This window comes from Alkalihalophilus pseudofirmus OF4, from assembly GCF_000005825.2.
GTDB lineage: Bacteria > Bacillota > Bacilli > Bacillales > Bacillaceae_D > Alkalihalophilus > Alkalihalophilus pseudofirmus.
The window spans coordinates 564,894-587,289 of the sequence record NC_013791.2; the positions used below are offsets into that span (position 1 = coordinate 564,894).

Genomic DNA, 22,396 nt, shown 5'->3' on the forward strand with positions numbered 1-22,396 from the left:
ATATAACCCTCATTCTTTTTAGAATGAGGGATTCTTATTATTTTGATAACGTAACTTCTTGGTTTGTATTCGTTTGAGCAGACTTAAATAACGTTCCTGTTACTAAGATGAAGAGGAGCATGCCGCCAATCGAATAATAAATACTGCCTCTTTCAAAGATATCAATAAACACACCCCCGATAAGCGGACCTGTCATACTTCCTACGCCAAAACTGATCGCCATCATCACGTTTCCAGTCGGCAAAAGGTGGGCAGGGATAAGATCGGCTAAGTACATAACTCCTAGAGAAAAGAAGGAGCCGACAAACGCTCCAGCCAAAATAAATAAGATAAATAGGATTGTGCTAGATGATTCAAAAGTAATCATTGCAAAAAAACAGAAGGCACCAAGGGCGGATAGAATTAATAAGATTCGTTTTCTGCCGATACGATCACTAAGAAGACCCAGCGGCAATTGAGTAATCAGACCCCCGATTACAAAGGCTGGCAAAAGAATGGATACGAGTTCTATTGTCATACCTGACCTAAGCGCATAAACAGGATAATTCCCGTGAAGAGATGCTTCAAGAAAGCCATATCCAAAGGCCGGCAGAAAGGCAAACCATGCAAGTTTGAATACTTCCTTATAACGACTCCACGTTGAAAGCTTGCTTCCGGTTTCCAAGTCAGATAAAGGAAACTCGTTTCTCATTTGAAGAATTAATAACCATGCGAGTAAACTAAGGCCGGCAGATATTAAAAATGGCAGCCATTCGTTGATGGCTAGAAGCCTAGTCATAAATGGACCTGCTCCAAACCCTAACCCAAAAGCGAGACCGTACAATGATATATTTCGACCACGGTTTTCCTGTGTACTGGTCGTTGTAATCCATACTTGTGTAGCAAAATGAACCATATTATCGCCGATGCCAATAATGATTCTAAGGATAAACCAAAACCAAAAAGCCTGCCATACAGGAAGTAATAAAAGAGAGGTGATCATAAGAATTAAACCGATCGTAATGACAGGCTTATATCCATACTTCCTTACAGGGTGCTCGATAAAAGGCGAAGCAAGCAGAACACCAATATAAAGAGCTGCTGCATTTAAGCCGTTAAGGGATGATGAGACGCCGGCATCTTCTAGCATAATAGCCAAAAGAGGCAAGAGCATTCCTTGGGCAAAGCCTGCTATGGCAACCATAATTATTAAGACGATTAAGCGGTATAAAGGGCGGTTTTCCTCTTGTTGTTCACGTATCATCAGGGTTCACCTCTTTTCATTTACATACAACATCGTCTATTGTACCTTCTATCTATCCTTCTGACTATCAAACGATGAAGTTTGGAGAAAAAATGGTACAATAGATGATGGTACAGGAGATTAGTATTAAGTGTAGGAAGATATAAAGGAGGATGTATGATGGAATTTAAAATGAAAGAAAATGGCTTTGAAACGGATGTGGAATTTGGAACTTTACAGGTTTCTGGAAATGCCGAGCACGGCTTCAGACCTTATCAGCTGCTCGTTTCTTCGATTGCTGTATGCAGCGGAGGAGTATTACGCAAGGTGCTCGAGAAAAAGAGAGTTGCCTATGAGGATATTCATATTAAAGCAGATGTAGTACGCAATACAGAAGGAGCGCAAGAAATCCAAGCTGTACATATGCACTTTACGATTAGCGGCTGCGATGCTAGTGAGCAAAAAATTGAAAAGTCATTAGAAGTAACAAGAAAAAACTGCTCAATGGTACAATCAGTGAAAGAAAGTATTGAGATTACCGAGTCCTTTGATTTAAAATAAACTTTTTCCGCCCTGCTGGTCAAACATGGTCAGCAGGGCTTACTCTTTTTATTAAAACCTATTTCATACTATAATGAGGCTTGGATAAATAATGAGAATTAAAATGAATAGAAGCTAATATGAATAGAAGGGATTTATATGAAAACCGCGCAGACTAAGCAAATTGATTTTACAGAGGGCAGTATTAGGAAGAAGATGATTCTATTCTCTTGGCCGATCTTTTTTGCTAATATGCTACAAGCCTCGTATCAGTTTGTTGACTCTCTTTGGGTCGGAAACTTACTTGGAACCAATGCATTAGGTGCAATCTCGATCTCGGCTACGGTCGTCTTTACGATTTTATCATTTATTATCGGAGTAAATGGTGCGACGTTAACAGTTCTTTCTCAACGAAAAGGAGCGAATGATGAGAAGGGACTTAAAGAATCATTGAATGCGTTCGTTTTTGTTCTTGGATCACTTGCTCTTATATTAGGTGCTATTGGTTTCCTTTTTTCAGGTAGTATTTTGCGTGCCATGGGAACTCCCGATGCGATTTTACCTTATGCTGAATCCTACTTGAAAATAAACTTTATTGGGATCTTGTTTTTATTTGGCTATAATTTTATTGGGACGGTACTCAGAGCGCTTGGGGATAGTAAGACTCCCATTCGATTTGTCATGCTCGCCGTCATTTTAAACGCCATTTTAGATCCCTTGTTTATCAGCGTGTTTAACCTAGGTATAGATGGTGCGGCTTATGCCACGATTATCGCACAAGGTACAGCTTTTATTTATGGGCTGTTGTACTCGATTTTACGTGCAGGTGTGCCCTTTAGTATTCCGACACTTCCTGAGCGAAAATATTTTGTCGTCCTCTTTAAAATGGGATTGCCAGCCGGACTCTCAATGATGGCTATCTCAGCTGGCATCTTAGCGATTATGACAGTTGTAACAGGCTTTGGTGAAGATGTCGTAGCTGGATTTGGAGCTGCTCAACGACTTGATAGTATTATTATGCTGCCAGCACTTACCCTTGGTTCTGCTGTAAATAGCATGGCTGGTCAAAATATAGGCGCTAGAATGTGGGAGCGTGTTCGCGAGGTTGCCAAAGAGGCAATCAAGCTGATTGTAGCTGTCACTCTGCTGATCAGCACTATCATGTTTTTATTTGCAGAGTACTTTGTGTCTTTATTTATTCAAGACCTTGCAACCGTTGCATTTGGTGCGATGTATGTGCAAACGATCGCTTTCTTTTATCCGTTTTTAGGAATTAACTTCGTGTTAAATGGAATTGTTCGTGCCTCTGGAGCGATGGTACAAGTCCTCGTATTAAATATCATTTCGTTTTGGGTGCTGCGTTTTCCGCTAACCTATCTATTTGCTGAATGGCTCGGTGAGAGAGGCATCGCAGTTGGTATGGGAATGAGCTTTGTAGTGAGCAGTATCATCGCAGCAAGCTATTATTTCCTCGGAAATTGGCGAAAGATAAGTGAAGATGTGATAAAGCACACAGAAGGAACGAAATAAGGTATAGTGGTAAAGTTGGAAAAAGTAATATGATGGAGGAATAGTGAATGTCTGTATCAGTTAAACGAGGGCTGTTTTATTTAGTAGGGCTCTTAATTTTGTCCTTTGGAATTACAATGACGATCTTAGCTGGGCTTGGGGCAGGTGCATGGGATGCTCTAAATGTTGGTTTGTCATTAATGACGCCATTTACAGTGGGGAACTGGGTTATTTTCATCGGGATCATCTTAATAATTTTGAATGCATTATTATCGAAATCAAAGCCGGAAGTGCTTTCTTTAATCACAATTGTGGTATTAGGATTCTTTATTGATTTTTGGCTGTTAATCGTGTTTCCTAATATGTTTATAACCGAAGTGATCTTGCAATACATTGTTTTATTCGTAGGGATAGTGATGATGGCTTTAGGTATTGCAACATATCTTCAAGCTAAATTTGCTGTCATCCCAATTGATCGTTTTATGTTTGTCTTACAAGACTTGTTCAAGGTTAAACTGATGGTTGCAAAGACGATTGGAGAGGTGACAGCATTAATCGCGGCTTTCTTTGCAGGCGGGCCGATTGGTGTGGGAACGATTTTAGTTACCTTTTTAATTGGGCCGATGATTCAGTTTTTCTTCCCTAAACTTGAGAAAATGGTTTATGGCACAAAAGAAGCATAAGAAAAAAGGACTGACATAATGTCAGTCCTCAGGCTGTTGAGAAAGTCTTCTCAACAGCCTATTTTTATACTTTAAACCGATTATACATATAGATATAATAAAAATAGAAGAAAAGTGCTGAGGTGATGACATTGTTACGTCCGATTCGTGAAAAACAAATTGAATTAGAAATCGTATCTATTGATCAGCTGGTTCCTGAAGATCATCTATTACGGAAAATTGATGCGTCGATTGATTTTAATTTTATCTATGACCGGGTGAAGTCTTTTTATTCCCAAGATAATGGGCGTCCTCCCATTGACCCTGTCATGCTATTCAAGATGATGCTCGTTGGATACCTTTTTGGTATTCGTTCTGAAAGACAGCTTGAGAAGGAAATTCAAACAAATGTAGCTTACCGTTGGTTCCTGGGTTTAAACTTAACGGATTCTGTTCCTCATCATTCTACTATTAGCTTTAATCGCCATAAACGCTTTAAAGGGACGAAGATTTTTCAAAACATCTTCGATGAAGTGGTGCTATTGGCTATGGAACACCGTATGGTTGGTGGTCGATTACTTTTTACAGACTCGACGCACTTAAAAGCGAATGCAAACAAGCGTAAATTTGTAAAAGAAACCGTTCAAGTAGACACAAGAGAATACATAGAGGAGCTAAATCAAGCGATCGAAGACGATCGCAAAGCTCATGGAAAAAAGCCATTACCCAAAAAGGAGAAGGAGGTGGAGGAAAAAGAGATTAAAGTGAGTACAACGGATAAAGATAGCGGATATATGTTTAGAGATGGAAAGCCTGAAGGGTTCTTCTATTTAGATCACCGTACGACTGACCACAAATACAATATTATTACAGATGTCTATGTTACCCCTGGCAATGTTCATGACTCTCGCCCTTACTTGGAACGGTTAGATCGGCAATGTACTCGATTCGATTTTAAACTAGAGGCTGTCGGACTTGATGCAGGGTATTTAACCATGCCTATTTGTCATGGACTTGACCAAAGAGGAATTATGGGTGTGATTGCTCACCGAAGATTTTCGACCGTAAAAGGACTACTACCTAAATGGAAGTTTACGTTTGATCATGTAACAGACACTTACACTTGTCCTCAGTCACAAATTTTAACCTACTCAACGACAAATCGTGAAGGATATCGGCAATACCATTCCAACCCAGAGATCTGTAAAGATTGTCCGTTGCTTTCTCAATGTACAAAATCTAAAAGCCATAAGAAGGTTATCACCCGTCATGTATGGGAGGATAAGAAAGAGAAGGTTCGAGAGAATCGCCTCTCACCCGAAGGAAAGACCATTTACAAAATGAGAAAAGAAACAATAGAGCGAAGCTTTGCGGATTCAAAACAACTCCACGGGCTTCGCTACTGCCGGTTACGCAGCTTAGAGGGCGCGAGCGAACAAGCGCTAATGACTGCGATTGCGCAGAACATAAAGAAGATCGCAAACCACCTCACTAGAGGGTGAGGTGGCTTGCCATCCTCTTTAGACGTTCACTTCATTTATATTTTAGATGTCTAACTCAGTAAATGAGAAACCCCACTTTTTTAAAAAGTGGGGTTTCTCAACAATCTGAGGACTGACATAATGTCAGTCCTTTTCTTAATTTTTCTTAGCTTTCGCATGGTCATTCGTCGCTTTAACTGCTTCCATAATGGCTGCTTGAAAATGATTTTTCTCTAACGCTTTCAGGCCAGCATCTGTTGCACCGCCAGGAGAGGTTACTTGCTCTCTTAACAAAGCTGGATCTTTATATGTTTTTAGCATTTCAGCACTTCCTATAACCATTTCTTGGACTAGCTTCTCAGCTTGATTTTGACTAAGTCCGTATTCAGCAGCCGCAACTTGTAATGCTTCTGTGAAATAATATAAGAAAGCAGGAGCACTCCCAGTAACTGCTGTAAGGTTGTGGATCTGATCTTCGGTCAATTGTTCTGATGCGCCTATGGAGTTCAAAATCATTTGAAGTTGTTCTTTATGAGCTTCGTTAACATGTTGTCCGTATGTATAGGTTGACATCGATTTGCCAACGCTTGCTGCTGTGTTGGGCATAACCCAGGCAACTGGTGTTTTATTTGGCAGGCGAGCCTCTAAGAAAGTTGGATCTACACCTGCAGCAACGGTAATGACAAATTGACCGTTTATACGCGGAGAAAGATCTTCTAATAACTGGTCATGGGCACTAGGGGGACAAGCAAGCAAAAGCGTATCTGCCTCATCAATCCCCTCGCTCCAATGATTGATTGTTTCGATATGATAGCGTGTTTTTAAGGAAGCTAATTTTTCTTTATTATGTAAATTTGTAACGGTAACCTTTACATCTCTGTCGTTTTTATGAAGAATTCCAGCGAAAATAGCTTCTGCCATTCGACCAGCCCCGATAAATAGTATGTGCATCCCTCATCATCCTTTCTATTCCTATACCGTACCAAAAAGAAGAGGAAACGGAAAGCGACGGATATTTTTTTATTTCCTGCTTACACTACCGTTAACAAAAACATTTAAATTAAGGAGGAAATAATGATGAAGCGGACAATATCGGTTCTTATGATGCTTCTCTTTGTGTGTATTTCATTTCAAAGCGCACCATATACAGTAATGGCCCAAGGAGATAGTGAAGGGAAAGATGGTAAAGATGAAAAAGTCACTGAAGAAAAGAAAGATTTTACCATTCCAAGCTCAGTCTTGCCTATTTCTAAAGAGAATACGTACACAAACCCTACCCAAGACCTTCCTTATCTTCAGCCGAGCACGTTAGCAGAAGAGTTACTAGGTACAACTGATGTGAAAATTGAAAACCCCGACCTTATCCGGATTTTTAATGAATCAACCATTAACGATTCCAAGCTGGCAATTGGGTTCCGTGCTTCTATTTACTTGGGTGAATGGCCGTTAGCTTATGAATCAAATGGAACCGAAGTGAACTGGGAATACCAGAAAGTGAACACTAATTTCATCGATAATCGCGGGGGACAGTCTCCGCAAAAGCTTGCCTATACTCAGGAACAACAAAAACGGGTGAATGGCGGGTTAACAGCAAAAATACCAAATAGTGAAGCAGTAAAGAAAATGATGATGATTAAAGCAGCTGAGCATACGAATTTACCGCTCGCATTTGATACAGTCATTGGCCAAGGAACGAAAAAGAATAATTCGTATCATATTGCCCCTAAGCAGGTAGGATATTTGCATAGCTATGTGCCAGCAGCACATGAAAAGGGAAAAGTGACTTACGGAGAAGTGTATTTAACGTTTAAAGGCGGCAAACGCAAACTTGAAGTGAAAAATGTAACACAGCAAGGGGTAGGGGCCTGGATTCCTGTTCAAGATCATTTATCCTTTGCCTTTATTGCCGCGAATCAGCCTAAATAGTATTAAGGCTGAGCTTAAGGTTGGGGTAATTGTATGATTGGAGTCGTTTATACGTTAGTTCGTGAGCTGATTGCGTCTATATTTCATGGAATTATATGTTTTGACGGGTTAATTGCGCTAGTCTCGAGTAATTGCATTACTTCAACTAACATATGCGTCGGTGCGAGGGAGAATTGTATCTTTTCAAACGATACAATTCTCCCTCACCTGCTCGTTCATACGGGAAATAAGGAGCTGTCCTCGTGGACAAGCTCCTTTTTCGTTAAATATTTGATTTGCGTTTCGTGAAATCTATCTCTTTATAGTATGCATCTTTTACAAGGACATTGGGTCCAAGACATTTAACGGAAGCACAGTGGCAAGATAAAGACTTGTTTAATTCGGTGTTTCGCCATGTTTCGTACGCCTCATTTAAAGATGTATTTGTGATGTTGCCAAGAGGTGGTGTATCTCCAAAATCAGTCACGATAATGTCCCCGTCAAAAATATTTACATTCAAGCGTGAACGGCCGTCTGGATCATTTCGTACCGTTACATTATTCTCGCTAAACAACCTCTTTTGAAGGAGAAGGTCATCCGCGTTATCACTGCAAGGGTAAAATGGTAAAGTACCAAATAACATCCATGTATCAGGGTCTCGCACGTCAAGGAGTTGGTGGATGCCAGCACGGATTTCATCTAATGAGGCCACTTCAAGAGTGGAAGCGAAGTCGCTAGGGTACATAGGGTGCACCTCATGCCTTTGACAGCCCATTTCTACAATCTGTTGATGGATCTTATCTAAGTGAGGAAGCGTTCGTTTGTTAATCATCGTTTCCGCAGATACGATAACCCCTCTTTTTGTTAATTCTTTTGCGTTGCTGACCATACGTTCAAATAGAGCCGCACGCTGCTCATAGCTCGGTTTACGATCCATTACCGCAAATCCAATTTCCGCAAAATCATCTACACTCCCATAATTATGAGAGATATGAAGAACATCGAGATATGGAATGATTTTTTCATACCGCTTCAAATCAAGTGTTAAGTTGGAGTTGATTTGTGTACGGACTCCACGTTCATGCGCATATTTTAGTAACGGAACGACATATTGATCGACGGATTTCATCGAGAGCATAGGTTCTCCGCCAGTAATACTAAATGCTTTTAAATGGGGAATTTCATCTAATCGCATAATAAGTAAATCAAGCGGCAGGGGAGTCGGGTCTTTATGCTGCAGGGTGTAACCGACCGCACAATGTTCACACCTCATATTACAGAGGGTAGTCGTAGTGAACTCTATGTTTGTAAGTTCTTGTCTGCCAAAAGAGATGATATCTTCATAAGCCTCCCATGGGTCATAGGAGGGGGTGATTTTTGGTAATGTTTGATTCAAAAAAATCGAACTCCTTACTTTAGTTACAGTTCTGCGTATGCAACATGCAAAACATCATGAATTCTCATACTAACCCTAATCATAACGTAAATAGAAAGTAAGAAAAAGACTTAACAACAATTGACATACCGCTCCTTAGTTGTCCCGATCAATTGAATCTGTTAAACTTTAAACAGTTTTAATGAAGAGTACGTTACGTATGGCATGTTAAATCGAATGAATATAAAGGTAAATGTACTATAAAGGAGCGATTACGAGTGGGCGGAGCTATTCACAACAAGAAAGAACAAATGGATTACTTACACCGCAGGTTAGATTTAGTAATGAATGTACTGGATTCAATTGACCCAGAAGAAGCTGGTGTTGAAGAGATTGATCGATTACTTGCTATGTTGGATGATATTGAAGTGAAGTGTAAGCAATTCCGTAACGATTGGTCTGAATAAGGAGGCATTTAAATGAATCTTTATTTAATCCGTCACGGTGAATCTGAGGGTAATCGATTAGGTAAGATTCAAGGCTGGAGTGATTTTCCTCTTTCAGAAATAGGAAAAAAACAAGCGTTAAAACTTGGGGATTTTTTTCAAGGAATCCAACTCGATTATCTATACAGCAGTGACTTAACACGTGCACATGATACAGCTCTTGCAATAGGTAGTGAAAAAGATCTTACCGTTCATAAGTGGGAAAAAGTTCGGGAAGTAAACTTAGGTCCGTTTCAAGGTTTGTCTCGTGAGGAGATCTATGAACACTTTCCTAAAGTGAGGGAGACATCGATTCTAACCTCAGGCATTGCTGGAACAGAGTCTGTTCACGAGCTGACAGAACGTTGTAAATACGTTGTCGATCAATTGAAAAGAGCTCATAAAAATGACCATGTTGCCATCGTTTCTCATGGCGGATTCATTAGTATATTTCTCATGTACCTTATGATTGGGGATAATTGGGGAGAATTCCATCGTCCGTTTCAGATAGGGAATACGAGTATTTCACATATCGAGTTGAGCAGATCGGGCAAGCCTTTATTCCATTATATTAATCGTGATCATCACTTATCGATGGAAGGAATGGCCTCAAAAAAAATGGGCTTATTATAATTTTTATCATAAAAGGCGTTAAGGAGCAGTGTTCCCTAGCGTCTTTTTAGTTGCTCCCTTTTTTTGATGGTTTACAAGTGAGATAACTATGAGACAATAGAAGGACGTTAAAAAATAGAAAGTGGGAAAAATAGTGCGAAAAAATAAATTTGATACAAATGAAAAGGTTTTACTCAAATCTTTAAAAGAGACGGTCACAGTGAATAAATTCAGTTATGTGCCGAACATGAAACGTTACTCTTACACAGTCAAAGAATACCCCCACACTTTCTATTTTGAAGAGGAATTAGAACAACTTACAACTTAAATTTGCTTTTCTTCATCATAACTGTTATGATGAACTTACATTATTTTTGTTCGGATATCTCGATAAAGTTAAGCCTTTCTTTTACAAGTGGTTTTCTTCTATTGGATTACATGAGCAAGAGTAGTAATAATATGTGGGTAATCCACGATGGAGGAATTTTCATGACACAAGGTACAGTTAAATGGTTCAACGCAGAAAAAGGTTTCGGTTTCATCGAAGTTGAAGGTGGAGACGACGTATTCGTACACTTCTCAGCTATCCAAGGTGAAGGTTTCAAATCACTTGAAGAAGGTCAAGCTGTTTCATTTGAAATCGAGCAAGGCGCTCGCGGACCTCAAGCTGCAAACGTACAGAAGTAATAACTGAAGTACAATATAGAGGACTCCCTATGGGGGGTCCTTTTTTGTTTTCTCTTCTGTAGACGCTTTCAATTTGGTCTTTCGGAATGTTTAGACTAGCAGTATAATAGAAGACGAAGAACATAGAGAAGAGCGGAAAAGGAGCTGGCAGAAGTGGAGAAATTGCAACAAAGCATGTATGAGTTAATCGTGGAAACATCAACAAACTTACCGAATGATGTACGTCGTGCGATTGCTAAGGCAAAAGCACAAGAGAATGCAGGCACAAGAGCAGCACTTTCTTTATCAACAATTACAGAGAATATTGAAATGGCAGATGAGAAAGTGTCACCTATTTGTCAGGACACAGGTATGCCTACGTTTGAAATTAAAACTCCTGTAGGCGTAAATCAAATCGAAATTAAAAAAGCCATTCATAAAGCAATGGAGCAAGCAACAGCTGATGGAAAGCTTCGTCCGAACTCTGTTGATTCCTTAACAGGTAAAAACAGCGGCAACAACCTAGGCGGCGGGACACCGGTTATTCATTTTTCTCAATGGGAAGAAGATGTGATTGATGTTCGCTTGATCTTAAAGGGCGGCGGCTGTGAAAATAAAAATGTACAGTACAGCTTGCCAGCGGAGTTAGAAGGGCTCGGCCGTGCTGGACGTGACCTTGATGGTATTCGCAAATGTATCATGCACTCTGTCTACCAAGCACAAGGACAAGGCTGTAGTGCGGGCTTCATTGGTGTTGGAATTGGCGGCGATCGTACGACGAGTTATTCCTTAGCTAAGGAGCAATTATTCCGCACAGTAGATGATGTAAACCCGGTTGAAGACCTTAAGAAGCTTGAAGATTATGTAATGGAAAATGCGAATAAACTTGGTATTGGAACAATGGGATTCGGCGGAGAAGCGACATTACTCGGCTGTAAAATTGGAGCAATGAACCGCTTACCAGCAAGCTTCTTTGTATCCGTAGCGTACAACTGCTGGGCATATCGCCGATTAGGTGTAGTTATTGATCAATCAACTGGTGATATTAAAGAGTGGTTATACAAAGATGGCGAAACAGTTGACCTAAACACGGCGAGCAAAGAAATCGCAGCAGCTGCCGAAGTACAGGAAAAAACACGTGAAGTGGTCCTTGAAGCACCAATCACAGAAGAACAAATTCGTGATCTTAAAGTCGGAGATGTTGTTATTATTAACGGAATGATGCATACAGGCCGTGATGCGATTCACCATCACTTAATGGATCATGATGCACCAATTGATTTGAACGGACAAATTATTTACCACTGTGGACCAGTAATGCTTAAGGACGAAGAAGGAAACTGGCATGTGAAAGCGGCCGGTCCTACGACAAGTATTCGCGAAGAGCCTTATCAAGGTGATATCATGAAGAAATTTGGTATCCGAGCAGTAATGGGTAAAGGCGGTATGGGACCTAAGACGCTTAAAGCTCTAGAGGAGCATGGCGGCGTCTACTTAAATGCCATTGGCGGTGCGGCTCAGTATTATGCTGACTGTATCAAAGAAGTAAAAGGGGTAGACTTAATGGAATTTGGAATCCCAGAAGCGATGTGGCACCTAGAAGTAGAAGGGTTTGCTGCAATCGTAACGATGGATTCACACGGCAACAGTCTGCATGCTGATGTAGATAAATCTTCACTTGAAAAATTAGCTGAATTTAAAGAGCCGGTATTTAAATAAGTAATTGTTGAACATGAAGCTGCCTTGTACGAGGCAGCTTTTTCCTCGTTTCTGAAGTGATGCAATTCTTCCTTTAAAAGATCTAATTATGATCAACAACGACACATATCGGGCTTGAAAGGAGGCAATAGTGTATAATTGGCGCAATAAGACCAGCAAATAACACAATGACATTTCATACCCACGCAATCAGCTTATCAACAGGCGCATAAACAGTGTGAAAAAATACAATCAAGTGCAGTTCAGTCACTGTACAAGTTTCGTAAGCCAAGTCCCTGATCATCTACAATACATCCTTCCTCATATTGTCTAATCAATGAAAAGAATACATATTGCACTGCACTAGTGACAAACTAAGAAAAAAGTGAGGGAGTATGATACATCATGATCAAAAAAACAACAGTCCTCCTCTTTCTTTTCTTCGTTTGTTTCAACATAACAGCAGGCGGCATTAATGCTTACGACTCCAAAACGTATAACTGGAGCTTCAAACCTGCAAAAGATAATAAGCCTGTTACAACCGAGTCTCTATATATTCAAATGCTCGAAGATACAGGAGGCTTCTTTATTGGGGATACAACGAAAAAAGAACTGTACTTAACGTTTGATAATGGGTATGAAAATGGATACACAGAAAAGATTTTAGATGTGTTAAAAGAAAAAGAAGTACCAGCTGCGTTTTTTGTCACCGGTCATTACTTAGATTCTGCATCAGACCTTGTAGTGAGAATGGTCAATGAGGGCCATATTGTCGGTAATCACTCTTGGCATCATCCAAGTCTTCCTGAAATCGGTGAGGGAAGGTTGATGGAAGAGTTAACTAAGGTAAAAAACAGATTTACAGAACTCACAGGCGAAAAAGAGATGAATTACCTCAGACCTCCTCGAGGACAATTCAGCGAACGTTCGTTAGCCTTATCTGCCAAATTAGGCTACACCAATGTATTTTGGTCCATGGCCTATAAAGATTGGGAAGTGAATAATCAAAAAGGCGGACAGTACGCATATGATCAAATCATGAAACGAATTCATCCAGGAGCCATCATGCTGATACACTCTATTTCTAGTGACAATGCAGAAGCTCTGCCAAAAGTAATCGATGAGGCTAGAAAACAAGGCTACACCTTCAAAAGCCTAGATGACTACATGTTCAGCCAAAAAATCGAACAACTCCCATTTCCATAAGAAAAGCGGAAGCGACTGTTCTGGCATGCGGTAAAATAAGGGGGAGTGATTCGAAGCCGTTCTTTGGCTTCAATCAATGCACCATTTTTACCCGCAGGACAAGGAGCGGCAGCTAGACAATAAGAAAAGCGGAGGCGACTGGTTTGGCATGCGGAAATATTAGGGGGAGCGATATGAAGATGTTCTTTGTCTTCATTCGTGCACCGTTATTTCGCGTAGGACAAGGAGCTGCAGCTGGACAATAAGAAAAGCGGATTGATTCGTTTAGATATATGGCGACTTTCTAGCATGAGAAAAAATCAACGCACAAAAAATCCCCGTCATTGACGGGGATTTTATTAACTGACAAGACTTTCTTGTCCGATAGCTGAAGCGATGGTTTCTAAAGTTGATACATCCGTCACGTCAAATGCTATTGGCTGACGGCTGCGAACGATCATCATTCCTGTTTCTTCTCCTGCTGCATTTTTAATTGGGAATTTTAATTCTCCGTTACATTCCCATTTTAGGTCGTCTTCTAAGCAGGAAGCGGCTACAAGCTTGTGATTTAAGTTTTCATACATATAGATCCCTACCCAATCGATATATGGAACTTGTTCAACAAGACTTTCCACCGTTTTATTAAAAATCGATTGTAGGCTCGCCCGCTTGTAGACGTGAGCCATGATTTGCAAGGATGCAACATCTGTTGGTATAGACACGAACAATCTCTCCTCCACTAAGTGTTTCCTTAACTTATTCTAACAGAGATGAAACAGGAAGCGACCTAGTAAGTTTAGGAAGAATGTACGATACATGCTATAATAGGAGCCGGAAATGAGGACGGAGTTGATAAAATGAAACAGCCATATAAACGAAATACAAAAGCCCGTGATGAAAAGCAGTCTGTTGAGTTAAAAGTGGGCCAGAAAATTCCTTTAACCATCAAGCGCCTTGGCATTAACGGGGAAGGAGTCGGCTATTTTAAACGTAAGGTTGTCTTTGTACCAGGAGCATTACCAGGTGAGGAAATAGTCGGCGAAGTGACAAAGGCAGGTGCTAGGTTCACAGAAGCTAAGATTTCGAAGATCAGAAAGAAATCTAAGGAACGAATTGAGCCACCTTGCCCGATCTATGATCAATGCGGCGGCTGTCAGCTGCAGCATATGGAATATCAGGCTACGCTTGTAAGCAAGCAAGATATTATCAGACAAGCTTTTGAACGTCATACAAAGCTTAATATGGAGAAGCAGGTTATTCAGCCGACAATTGGCATGGAAGACCCTTGGTACTACCGAAATAAAAGCCAGCTGCAAGTTGCTAAAAAGGGCGGTCGTGTCATTGCTGGACTTTATGCGATGAATTCCCATAAGGTAATCGATTTATCAGCCTGTATGGTGCAGCATAAAGCAACGAATAAAGTAACGAGAGTAATGAAACAGATTTTATCTGATTTAAACGTCTCTATTTATGATGAGCGCAAGCATACAGGGCTTATTCGAACAATCGTTACCCGTGTTGGATTTGAAACAGGTCATGTTCAGGTCGTATTAGTGACGAATGAAAAGGAAATTCCAAGACAGAATGTATTGATTGAAGAGATTAAGAAGCGCCTTCCTGAAGTGAATTCGCTTATGCAGAATATTAACGGCAACAAGACGTCGCTTATTTTTGGAGAAGAAACCGTCCACCTAGACGGGGAAGAAGTAATTGAAGAGAAACTTGGAGATATTTCATTTGAATTGTCAGCGAGAGCGTTCTTTCAATTGAACCCTATTCAAACCGTTAAACTATATAATGAAGCAAAGCGTGCAGCGAAGTTAACCGGGACGGAAAAAGTGGTTGACGCGTATTGCGGAGTTGGGACAATCGGCTTATGGCTTGCTGATGGGGCAGAAGAAGTTCGAGGCATGGATGTGATTGAAGCTTCTATTATCGACGCAAGAGTGAATGCCGATAAGCATGGTTATGATCATTTTACGTACGAGGTAGGAACGGCTGAAGAATGGCTGCCAAAGTGGGTGAAAGAAGGATGGAAACCAGATGTGGTCATAGTAGACCCGCCAAGAACAGGCTGTGACGAGACGTTGCTTCGTACTATTACGGGTGTTAAACCCAAAAGAGTAGTCTATGTATCCTGTAATCCGTCTACTCTTGCCAAAGATGTTGAGTACTTGAGAACAAAAGGATATAAGGTAGATAATATTCAGCCAGTCGACATGTTTCCATGGACGGCGCAGGTTGAGAGTGTTACGGTGTTATCAAAATCATAATCAATAGCAGCCAGGATTCCTGGCTGCTATTTTATTTCCTGATAAAAAAGTCCTGTTAGGAAAAAGGATTATCGTGTTCTGACTGGGAATAAGTATGTATAAACGAATAAAGGGGGATTCCATTGGCGATTCAGACGGGGGTTGGGGATCAAGCGATTAGGACAAAGAAAAAATGGCCTAAAATTGTAGGAATTACAGCAGCTGTATTGTTCATTATACTCATTGGGGCGGGGAGCTGGTTATACATGCAGGTTGTAAAGCCGCTCCCGACAATCGAGGGGGAGGTCACTCTAGAAGCTCTTGATATGCCGGTATCTGTATGGCGAGACGAGATGGGGGTTCCTCATATTGAAGCTGAAAATGAGAAGGATCTCTATATTGCTCAAGGATATGTGACAGCTCAAGACAGATTATTTCAAATGGACTTAAGCCGTAGACAAGCTTCAGGTATGTTAAGTGAAGTGATAGGTGAAGCGGCTCTTGATACGGATAAATTTTTTCGCTCATTTGGCTTAAGAAGGGCAGCAGAGGCATCAGCAGAATTATATTCAGATGAAGCGAAAGAGGTGCTTAGCGCCTATGCGATCGGTGTTAATGCATTTATTCGTGAAGCGAAAGAAAAGGGTGCCTTGCCAATTGAGTTTCGAATCTTAGGGTATGAACCGGAGGAATGGTCAGAGACAGATTCTTTAACAATCGGAAAATATATGGCGTTTGATTTAGGGGGACATTGGGAAGGCCAAGCATTTAGATATTATTTAGCGCAAAACTTTTCAGAGGACGAAGCACTTGAATTGTTTCCTAGCTATCCTGACAATGGGGCGCTCGTCATAGAGGAATTAAAAGCACATAAACTTGATTTAACCGATCGTTTTCTTGCAGCTGTCATTCCCGATCCTTTTAACGGGAGTAATAACTGGGTTCTAAGCGGAGATAAGACCGAGACGGGAATGCCGATTCTAGCTGATGATCCACATTTAGGATTAGCGACACCAGCCATTTGGTATGAAACTCACCTGCAGTCACCTGAACAAAATGTGACTGGTGTTATTTTTGCAGGGGTTCCAGGCATTATTTTAGGGCATAACGAAAATATTGCTTGGGGCGTGACGAACGTAGGTCCTGATGTGCAGGATTTATATATCGAAAGAAGACATGCTGAAGACGCTTACTTATTTGAGTATATGGGAGAGTGGGAGGAAGCAACGGTATATGATGAGCTGATTAAAGTAAAAGACGAGGAAGATGTTCATTATGAAGTTGTTGAGACAAGGCATGGACCCATCATTTCTGAGTTTGCCCATGATGACGATGATGAATATGCTCTCGCTCTTAGATGGACAGCACATCTCCCATCACCTGAATTAGAGGCTGTGTTGAAGTTTAATAAAGCAACAGATTGGGACAGCTTTAGCGAGGCGCTCGAATCCTTTCATACACCGGCACAAAATTTTGTCTTTGCAGATGTTAACGGGACGATTGCTTATCGTGCAAACGGCTTAATTCCTATCCGCTCTAAGGGAGACAGCTTAATTCCTGTGCCTGGCTGGACTGGGGAGTATGAGTGGGAAGGATTTATCCCATGGGAAGAGCTTCCGACTGTGGTCAATCCTGAACATGGATTTATTGCAACGGCCAACAATAAGATTGTGAATGATGATTACCCATATCATATCACTCACACATGGGCTCAGCCGTTTAGACAGCAGCGAATTTATGATGTGCTTGGAAGCGGAGATACATTTACGACAGAAGATATGAAACAGCTGCAGAATGATATTCATAATTTACAAGCTGAAGAAATGCTACCTATTTTATTAAATAGTGTAGAAGATTCTGCAGAGTTAAGGGATGAAGATCAACAGGCATTAAAACTTCTTCGCGAGTGGGATTTTAAAGACCATAAAGATTTAGGGGCGCCGCTCATTTTTCATTTATGGATGCAGCAAATTTCTGATGAGCTCTTTAAAGATCGAATTGATGAATCCATGATGGAGCTTTTTGATAATCGTGCTGGTGCGGTAGATGAATTAATCAGGCGAGCAGACCGAGGAGAGAAAAGTGAATGGATCGAAGCACAAGGGGGGATTGACCAATTGCTTTTGACATCCTTACAAGCAACAACGGATCGAATCGTTGAGCTGCAAGGACGTGATGCAAATGATTGGAATTGGGGAGAGTTTCATTCGGTCGCATTTGCTCATCCGCTCTCGAGTGTAGCGCCTCTTCATCTGCTATTCAATAGCGAGCCGACGCCAATGAGCGGAAGTCGTGTCACGGTGATGGCGGCGAGTTGGAATGCTGAAACGGGAAATGTTACAAATGGTGCAGGCTGGAGAGGGGTTATGGACCTTTCGGATTTATCTAGAAGTGAGCATGTAGTTGGTCCTGGACAATCAGGTCATGTCAGAAGCCCTTGGTATCACAATCAAATAAAAGATTGGACACAAGCAGGCTATCATAAAACATTGCTTAATCCTGAAGAATACCAAACAGAAAGCAAGCATTTAACCCTGACTCCATAGCAAAAAAATCCTCTATGCCACATGCAGCATAGAGGATTTTTTATTAGCTAAGCATCTGCTTGGATCACATTTTGTTGTTTGTTTAACTCTTCAGCCTGTCTGTAAGCATCGACCATACCCCAAATCCACATAATAGGATAAGTGATAAAACCGATAAAGACGAAACAAAGCAGCGCATTAATAAATTGAATAAACATAAATAAGAGCCCTTTACCGATTTGTCCATTGTAAATCTGCCCAAGTCCACACCAGAGTGCGCTTAATACAGCCGCCAGTCCAGCGTTTTTAAGAGGTTGAACAGGTTGTGACATCTTATCGCCTCATTTCTAAGTTGAATAGATTTTTTTGAAAAGGCACTACATCATTATGTATGATACGGAGCGGATAGATATTCATGCTTGTGGCGTACAAAGGAGAAATCATTTTCTAAGTAGGGTAAACACGATATAATGAGGCAATAAAAAGAAATGGAGGTGTTAGTAATGGAGCGTATCCAACTAACAGAAGACCTGTCATTTTCCCGCTTTGTACATGGGTTATGGCGTTTATCAGATTGGAATTATACAAAACAAGAGACTCTCTCTTTAATTAACGAAGCAATAGAAACAGGCATTACAACGTTTGACCATGCCGATATTTATGGGAGCTACACATGTGAGGAACGTTTTGGAGAAGCTTTAGCTCTCATGCCATCAATCCGCGAGAAAATGGAGATTGTTACAAAATGCGGCATTGTACTCGAGTCTGAAAATCGTCCAGAGCATCGTTCCCACCATTATAATACGTCAAAAAAACATATTATTCAGTCGGCAGAAAGATCCCTGGCCAATTTACATACGGACTATATTGATGTCTTACTTATTCATCGTCCTGACCCAATGATGGACCCTAGTGAAGTTGCTGAGGCATTCTCTCAGTTAAAGAAAGAAGGGAAAGTAAGAGCATTTGGAGTCTCTAACTTCAAGGAACATCAGTTGTCGATGCTGCAATCATATCTAGATGAAAAGCTGGTAACAAATCAAATCGAAGTTTCTCCTTATGAACTTGAAAATATTCATGATGGGACACTGAATGTTTGTCTGCGTGAGCGCATAGCTCCTATGGCTTGGTCACCTCTTGCAGGAGGGAAGCTATTTACAGGAGAAGATGATAAGAGTATTAGACTGCGAGAATCATTAACAAAGATCCAACATGAGACAGGGGCAGCCTCTATGGATCAAGTCGCTTATGCATGGCTGTTGAAGCACCCAGCAAAGATCATGCCGATCATTGGATCAGGAAATATCGAACGGATTCAAGGGGCAGCTGCAGCGGCAGAGATTGAACTGAGCTTAGATCAATGGTTTGAGATTTTGCACAGTTCAATGGGGCATGAAATACCTTAAGTTTTCGTCTGTTAAATTAAGAATGCGTCACTTCAAATATAGAGGATCAGTCCGCAATAGAGACTGATCCTTCTTTATTATAGATAATCTTGAACCGCTACTACTTCTCCATTAGGAAAAGAATCAGTCTCTAACAGCTGAACGACCACCTCAGCCACTCGTTTCGGTGGAAGGAGCTTTCCTTCTTCTTTATAGTTCTGGAATGTTTCAACGTTAATAAAATCTTCTTTTGCTGAAGAACGGATTTCTGCTTGCATGTCGGTGTCCATAATTCCTGGATAGAACGAAAGCACTTTGACTGGATGCTCTGTCTTTTCTTGATCAAGCGCTGCCCCTTGACTAAATAAGTCTAACCCAGCCTTAGAACTTCCATAGCTGCTCCAACCATAGATAGGTCGCTTAGCTGCCCCTGAGGACACATTAATCACTCGTTTTTCACATTGAAGTGATGCAGTCATCTTGCAAAACGATGAAATCATCAGCATCGGCGCTACTAAATTTACATGCTGGCTTTTGATGATCTCTTCTGCTTCACATCTTTCTATCGGCTTAATAGGAGCAACAATGCCAGCGTTGTTAACAAGATGGATGCTCTTAGCACTCTTTTTATCGATACGATGAAATACTTCTTCCATTAAATTTTCCACTTTCTCTATATCCGCAAGATCAAATTGAATAGGTGTGAACTTTCCGCCTCTATCTTCAACTAATGCTTGAAGCTCTTGATTCTCTCCTCGTGCAATACTAATAATATGAGTATCTTCTTTGGCAAATGATTTCACAATCTCTTCTCCTAAACCTCTTGTCCCGCCTGTGATAATTAAGTAATTCATTCTTATCCTCTCCTCCATTAACTTTTCATTATTTTACCATAGGGTTTGCAGTTAGTTAAAAAGGATACATAGGAAAGATTGAATAGTTATGATATTCTGACATAAGACATGTAAAAAGCTAATGTAGATTGACATGCAAGCTTTGAAATGAGGTGGTGCAATGAATCGGAGTATGAAAGGAAATTGGAATTCAAAAGAGAAGCTCATACATTTACTTGGAGAGCTGACTGCAGTAGAAAGTGTCGTGGGAACGTCTAAAGAAGTAGAAATGGGAGAGAAGATAGAAGAGCTTGTAAACCAAATTGAATACTTCAAAGCACATCCAGAGGCTGTTTGCAGAATTCCTATTAAGGACGACCATTGGAATCGTTTTAGCGTAACAGCAGTTTATGAAGGCAATCCAGATGATTCGTCGGCTTACGTTCTATTAAGTCATTTTGATGTGGTAGGGGTGGATGATTTCGGTCAATATAAAGATCTAGCCTTTGACCACCACAGATATACGAAGCAATTAGAGCAGCTAGAAGATCTCCCAGTAGATGCAGCAACAGACTTAGCAACTGGAGAATGGCTTTTTGGACGTGGAGTAATGGATATGAAAGCCGGTCTAGCAGTCCAGCTGGCCGTTATGAGTGATGCGATTGAGAATCGGAAACCAATCAATCTTATTTTGCTTGCAACCCCAGATGAAGAAAGAAACTCAGATGGAATGCTTGCGGCTGTTGAGTGGTTAGCTGAGTTGAAGCAAACAAAAGGATATGATCAAATGGTCGGGATTTGTTCAGAGCCTAGCTTCACGAGCTTTCCTGGGGATCAATCTAAATATGTCTATACTGGCTCAGTTGGTAAAATGCTGCCGCTTGTCTGTGCGGTAGGACTTGAGACGCATGTTGGTGAACCGCTTGCTGGAGTGAATGCATCTTGGATGATCTCAGAGGTAGTTTCTGAGATGGAGTTATCTGACCGTTTTTATGAACAAAGCGGGGAGGAGATCGTTCCCCCGCCAACCGTACTGCGTCTTGCTGATTTGAAGTATGAGTACAATGTGCAAACTCCTACATTTGCCTATGCAACATTTAATATTTTGACCTATACAAAAACCGTACAGGATATATTAGATGAAGTAAACGAGGTTGTATCTGAGTCTGCGACTAAAATTAATCAAAGACTAAGCGACCGTTATCAAACCTATAAAGTGAAGCGTCAGCACCCTGCTGTTTCTGTTTATACGTACGGAGAACTTAAAGAGAGAGGAACAGCTTTATACGGTGAATCTTTCACAGCTCAATTAGAGAGCATTACAAAGCGTGTATATCAAAATGGAGGTGACACACGAGATGTCACCATTGCCCTTGCAAAAGAAGTTGGAGACTATTTTGTTGACCTTGCGCCTTTCTATCTAGTCATGCTCGCGCCGCCATTTTATCCTTCGGTAAGATTAGAAGAGAAAAATGCGGATGAAGCAGCATTGCTTCATGAGGTAGGAGAGCTGCAAAAGTGGACCGAAGAAACATTTGGAGAGAACATTAGCAGAATGCATTATTTCCCGGGCCTGTCTGATGTTAGCTATGGGAAAATGGATAAGGACTTAAAAGTTAAACAAACCCTTGAGCGAGAAATGCCTGCCTTATCAAATGGATATGACTTGCCGATCACCGCCATACAGAGTTTACAAATGGCTACTGTGAATATTGGGCCGTATGGAAAAGATGCACATAAACGTACGGAGCGGCTGCATCTGCCGTTTTTTACAGATGTTACTCCGTATATGTTAATGCGCTTTATTGATCAGATGATAAAGAAGTAAGAAGAGAGAGCTGTCGCTAGACATTAGGCTATGTTGTAATTGTTTGATTTCAGGCTGCTTATGCGTAAGTCAGAGAGCTGATTGCGTGGATGTTTGTAGTTATTGCGTTGGGTGAACGATTAATTGCACCGATCTGATGTAATTGCGTCCATTCTGCCGTGATATGCTTCAGGATAAGCTGAATTGATTTATTTTCACTGACTATTGCGTCAATCATAGTGGAAGGAGCTGCC

Annotated in this window: 21 protein-coding genes; 15 read left to right on the top strand and 6 right to left on the bottom strand. The window is 40.9% G+C overall.

What is annotated here, in order from left to right; translation table 11 throughout:
* Positions 1-37 precede the first annotated feature (37 nt).
* On the bottom strand, positions 38-1,243 hold the full coding sequence (locus tag BPOF4_RS02785; protein ID WP_012957543.1) for an MFS transporter: 1,206 nt from the start codon (positions 1,241-1,243) through the stop codon (positions 38-40).
* 159 nt (positions 1,244-1,402) lie between these two features.
* Here BPOF4_RS02785 and BPOF4_RS02790 point away from each other — a divergent pair, with 159 nt between their 5' ends.
* The 4 genes from BPOF4_RS02790 (at position 1,403) to BPOF4_RS02805 (ending at position 5,435) form a co-directional block, all read left to right on the top strand.
* A complete protein-coding gene (locus BPOF4_RS02790) occupies positions 1,403-1,783 on the top strand; it encodes an OsmC family protein (RefSeq protein WP_012957544.1) in 381 nt (126 codons plus the stop codon).
* A 138-nt stretch (positions 1,784-1,921) separates the two neighbouring features.
* Positions 1,922-3,292: an MATE family efflux transporter gene (locus BPOF4_RS02795; protein ID WP_012957545.1), complete on the top strand. Its 1,371-nt coding sequence runs from the start codon at positions 1,922-1,924 to the stop codon at positions 3,290-3,292.
* A gap of 47 nt (positions 3,293-3,339) precedes the next feature.
* Complete coding sequence (locus BPOF4_RS02800; RefSeq protein WP_012957546.1) at positions 3,340-3,954, top strand: YczE/YyaS/YitT family protein; 615 nt, start codon at positions 3,340-3,342, stop codon at positions 3,952-3,954.
* Positions 3,955-4,085: 131 nt separating this feature from the next.
* A complete protein-coding gene (locus tag BPOF4_RS02805) occupies positions 4,086-5,435 on the top strand; it encodes an IS1182 family transposase (RefSeq protein ID WP_012957547.1) in 1,350 nt (449 codons plus the stop codon).
* A gap of 135 nt (positions 5,436-5,570) precedes the next feature.
* Here BPOF4_RS02805 and proC read toward each other — a convergent pair whose 3' ends face one another.
* Positions 5,571-6,365, bottom strand: coding sequence for a pyrroline-5-carboxylate reductase (gene proC, locus BPOF4_RS02810; protein ID WP_012957548.1), 795 nt, complete (start codon positions 6,363-6,365; stop codon positions 5,571-5,573).
* A gap of 126 nt (positions 6,366-6,491) precedes the next feature.
* Between proC and BPOF4_RS02815 the strand changes: the two genes are divergently transcribed.
* Complete coding sequence (locus tag BPOF4_RS02815) at positions 6,492-7,340, top strand: YfkD famly protein (RefSeq protein ID WP_012957549.1); 849 nt, start codon at positions 6,492-6,494, stop codon at positions 7,338-7,340.
* A gap of 262 nt (positions 7,341-7,602) precedes the next feature.
* On the opposite strand, the gene yfkAB is transcribed toward BPOF4_RS02815, so the two are convergent.
* Entirely contained in the window at positions 7,603-8,715 is a 1,113-nt protein-coding gene (gene yfkAB, locus BPOF4_RS02820) for a radical SAM/CxCxxxxC motif protein YfkAB (protein WP_012957550.1), read from the bottom strand.
* A gap of 257 nt (positions 8,716-8,972) precedes the next feature.
* On the opposite strand from yfkAB, the gene BPOF4_RS02825 reads away from it, so the two are divergent.
* The 6 genes from BPOF4_RS02825 to pdaA all read left to right on the top strand — a co-directional run bounded on the left by BPOF4_RS02825 (position 8,973) and on the right by pdaA (position 13,361).
* Positions 8,973-9,161 carry an SE1561 family protein gene (locus BPOF4_RS02825; RefSeq protein ID WP_012957551.1) on the top strand — a complete coding sequence of 63 codons (189 nt, stop codon included), beginning with the start codon at positions 8,973-8,975 and terminating at the stop codon, positions 9,159-9,161.
* 12 nt (positions 9,162-9,173) lie between these two features.
* Positions 9,174-9,812, top strand: a complete 639-nt coding sequence (locus BPOF4_RS02830) for a histidine phosphatase family protein (protein WP_012957552.1) — start codon at positions 9,174-9,176, stop codon at positions 9,810-9,812.
* A gap of 133 nt (positions 9,813-9,945) precedes the next feature.
* Positions 9,946-10,119, top strand: a complete 174-nt coding sequence (locus tag BPOF4_RS21905; protein WP_012957553.1) for a hypothetical protein — start codon at positions 9,946-9,948, stop codon at positions 10,117-10,119.
* A 161-nt stretch (positions 10,120-10,280) separates the two neighbouring features.
* Positions 10,281-10,478: a cold-shock protein gene (locus BPOF4_RS02835; protein WP_012957554.1), complete on the top strand. Its 198-nt coding sequence runs from the start codon at positions 10,281-10,283 to the stop codon at positions 10,476-10,478.
* A 174-nt stretch (positions 10,479-10,652) separates the two neighbouring features.
* On the top strand, positions 10,653-12,176 hold the full coding sequence (locus tag BPOF4_RS02840; protein WP_274378533.1) for a fumarate hydratase: 1,524 nt from the start codon (positions 10,653-10,655) through the stop codon (positions 12,174-12,176).
* Positions 12,177-12,560: 384 nt separating this feature from the next.
* Entirely contained in the window at positions 12,561-13,361 is an 801-nt protein-coding gene (gene pdaA / locus BPOF4_RS02845; RefSeq protein WP_012957557.1) for a delta-lactam-biosynthetic de-N-acetylase, read from the top strand.
* Between the two features lie 338 nt (positions 13,362-13,699).
* On the opposite strand, the gene BPOF4_RS02850 is transcribed toward pdaA, so the two are convergent.
* Positions 13,700-14,062 (bottom strand): hypothetical protein, encoded by a 363-nt coding sequence (locus BPOF4_RS02850; RefSeq protein WP_012957558.1) that lies wholly within the window; start codon positions 14,060-14,062, stop codon positions 13,700-13,702.
* A 135-nt stretch (positions 14,063-14,197) separates the two neighbouring features.
* On the opposite strand from BPOF4_RS02850, the gene rlmD reads away from it, so the two are divergent.
* Both rlmD and BPOF4_RS02860 read left to right on the top strand, forming a co-directional pair.
* The gene (gene rlmD, locus BPOF4_RS02855; protein WP_012957559.1) at positions 14,198-15,613 is read left to right on the top strand and encodes a 23S rRNA (uracil(1939)-C(5))-methyltransferase RlmD; all 1,416 of its coding nucleotides are present in this window, start codon (positions 14,198-14,200) and stop codon (positions 15,611-15,613) included.
* A gap of 122 nt (positions 15,614-15,735) precedes the next feature.
* The gene (locus tag BPOF4_RS02860; protein ID WP_012957560.1) at positions 15,736-18,138 is read left to right on the top strand and encodes a penicillin acylase family protein; all 2,403 of its coding nucleotides are present in this window, start codon (positions 15,736-15,738) and stop codon (positions 18,136-18,138) included.
* Positions 18,139-18,185: 47 nt separating this feature from the next.
* Here the strand turns inward: BPOF4_RS02860 and BPOF4_RS02865 are convergent, their stop codons facing one another.
* Positions 18,186-18,449, bottom strand: coding sequence for a hypothetical protein (locus BPOF4_RS02865; RefSeq protein WP_012957561.1), 264 nt, complete (start codon positions 18,447-18,449; stop codon positions 18,186-18,188).
* A 171-nt stretch (positions 18,450-18,620) separates the two neighbouring features.
* On the opposite strand from BPOF4_RS02865, the gene BPOF4_RS02870 reads away from it, so the two are divergent.
* The gene (locus tag BPOF4_RS02870; protein WP_012957562.1) at positions 18,621-19,523 is read left to right on the top strand and encodes an aldo/keto reductase; all 903 of its coding nucleotides are present in this window, start codon (positions 18,621-18,623) and stop codon (positions 19,521-19,523) included.
* Between the two features lie 77 nt (positions 19,524-19,600).
* On the opposite strand, the gene BPOF4_RS02875 is transcribed toward BPOF4_RS02870, so the two are convergent.
* Positions 19,601-20,356 carry a (S)-benzoin forming benzil reductase gene (locus BPOF4_RS02875; RefSeq protein ID WP_012957563.1) on the bottom strand — a complete coding sequence of 252 codons (756 nt, stop codon included), beginning with the start codon at positions 20,354-20,356 and terminating at the stop codon, positions 19,601-19,603.
* 160 nt (positions 20,357-20,516) lie between these two features.
* Here BPOF4_RS02875 and BPOF4_RS02880 point away from each other — a divergent pair, with 160 nt between their 5' ends.
* Entirely contained in the window at positions 20,517-22,163 is a 1,647-nt protein-coding gene (locus tag BPOF4_RS02880; protein WP_012957564.1) for a M20/M25/M40 family metallo-hydrolase, read from the top strand.
* The last annotated feature ends 233 nt before the right edge of the window (positions 22,164-22,396 follow it).

Bases quoted from the DNA above. Each gene is read 5' to 3' on its own strand.
- BPOF4_RS02785 (WP_012957543.1), bottom strand. From the start codon at position 1,243: ATGATACGTGAACAACAAGAGGAAAACCGCCCTTTATACCGCTTAATC.
- BPOF4_RS02790 (WP_012957544.1), top strand. From the start codon at position 1,403: ATGGAATTTAAAATGAAAGAAAATGGCTTTGAAACGGATGTGGAATTT.
- BPOF4_RS02795 (WP_012957545.1), top strand. From the start codon at position 1,922: ATGAAAACCGCGCAGACTAAGCAAATTGATTTTACAGAGGGCAGTATT.
- BPOF4_RS02800 (WP_012957546.1), top strand. From the start codon at position 3,340: ATGTCTGTATCAGTTAAACGAGGGCTGTTTTATTTAGTAGGGCTCTTA.
- proC (WP_012957548.1), bottom strand. From the start codon at position 6,365: ATGCACATACTATTTATCGGGGCTGGTCGAATGGCAGAAGCTATTTTC.
- BPOF4_RS02815 (WP_012957549.1), top strand. From the start codon at position 6,492: ATGAAGCGGACAATATCGGTTCTTATGATGCTTCTCTTTGTGTGTATT.
- BPOF4_RS02830 (WP_012957552.1), top strand. From the start codon at position 9,174: ATGAATCTTTATTTAATCCGTCACGGTGAATCTGAGGGTAATCGATTA.
- BPOF4_RS02835 (WP_012957554.1), top strand. From the start codon at position 10,281: ATGACACAAGGTACAGTTAAATGGTTCAACGCAGAAAAAGGTTTCGGT.
- BPOF4_RS02840 (WP_274378533.1), top strand. From the start codon at position 10,653: ATGTATGAGTTAATCGTGGAAACATCAACAAACTTACCGAATGATGTA.
- pdaA (WP_012957557.1), top strand. From the start codon at position 12,561: ATGATCAAAAAAACAACAGTCCTCCTCTTTCTTTTCTTCGTTTGTTTC.
- rlmD (WP_012957559.1), top strand. From the start codon at position 14,198: ATGAAACAGCCATATAAACGAAATACAAAAGCCCGTGATGAAAAGCAG.
- BPOF4_RS02865 (WP_012957561.1), bottom strand. From the start codon at position 18,449: ATGTCACAACCTGTTCAACCTCTTAAAAACGCTGGACTGGCGGCTGTA.
- BPOF4_RS02870 (WP_012957562.1), top strand. From the start codon at position 18,621: ATGGAGCGTATCCAACTAACAGAAGACCTGTCATTTTCCCGCTTTGTA.
- BPOF4_RS02875 (WP_012957563.1), bottom strand. From the start codon at position 20,356: ATGAATTACTTAATTATCACAGGCGGGACAAGAGGTTTAGGAGAAGAG.
- BPOF4_RS02880 (WP_012957564.1), top strand. From the start codon at position 20,517: ATGAATCGGAGTATGAAAGGAAATTGGAATTCAAAAGAGAAGCTCATA.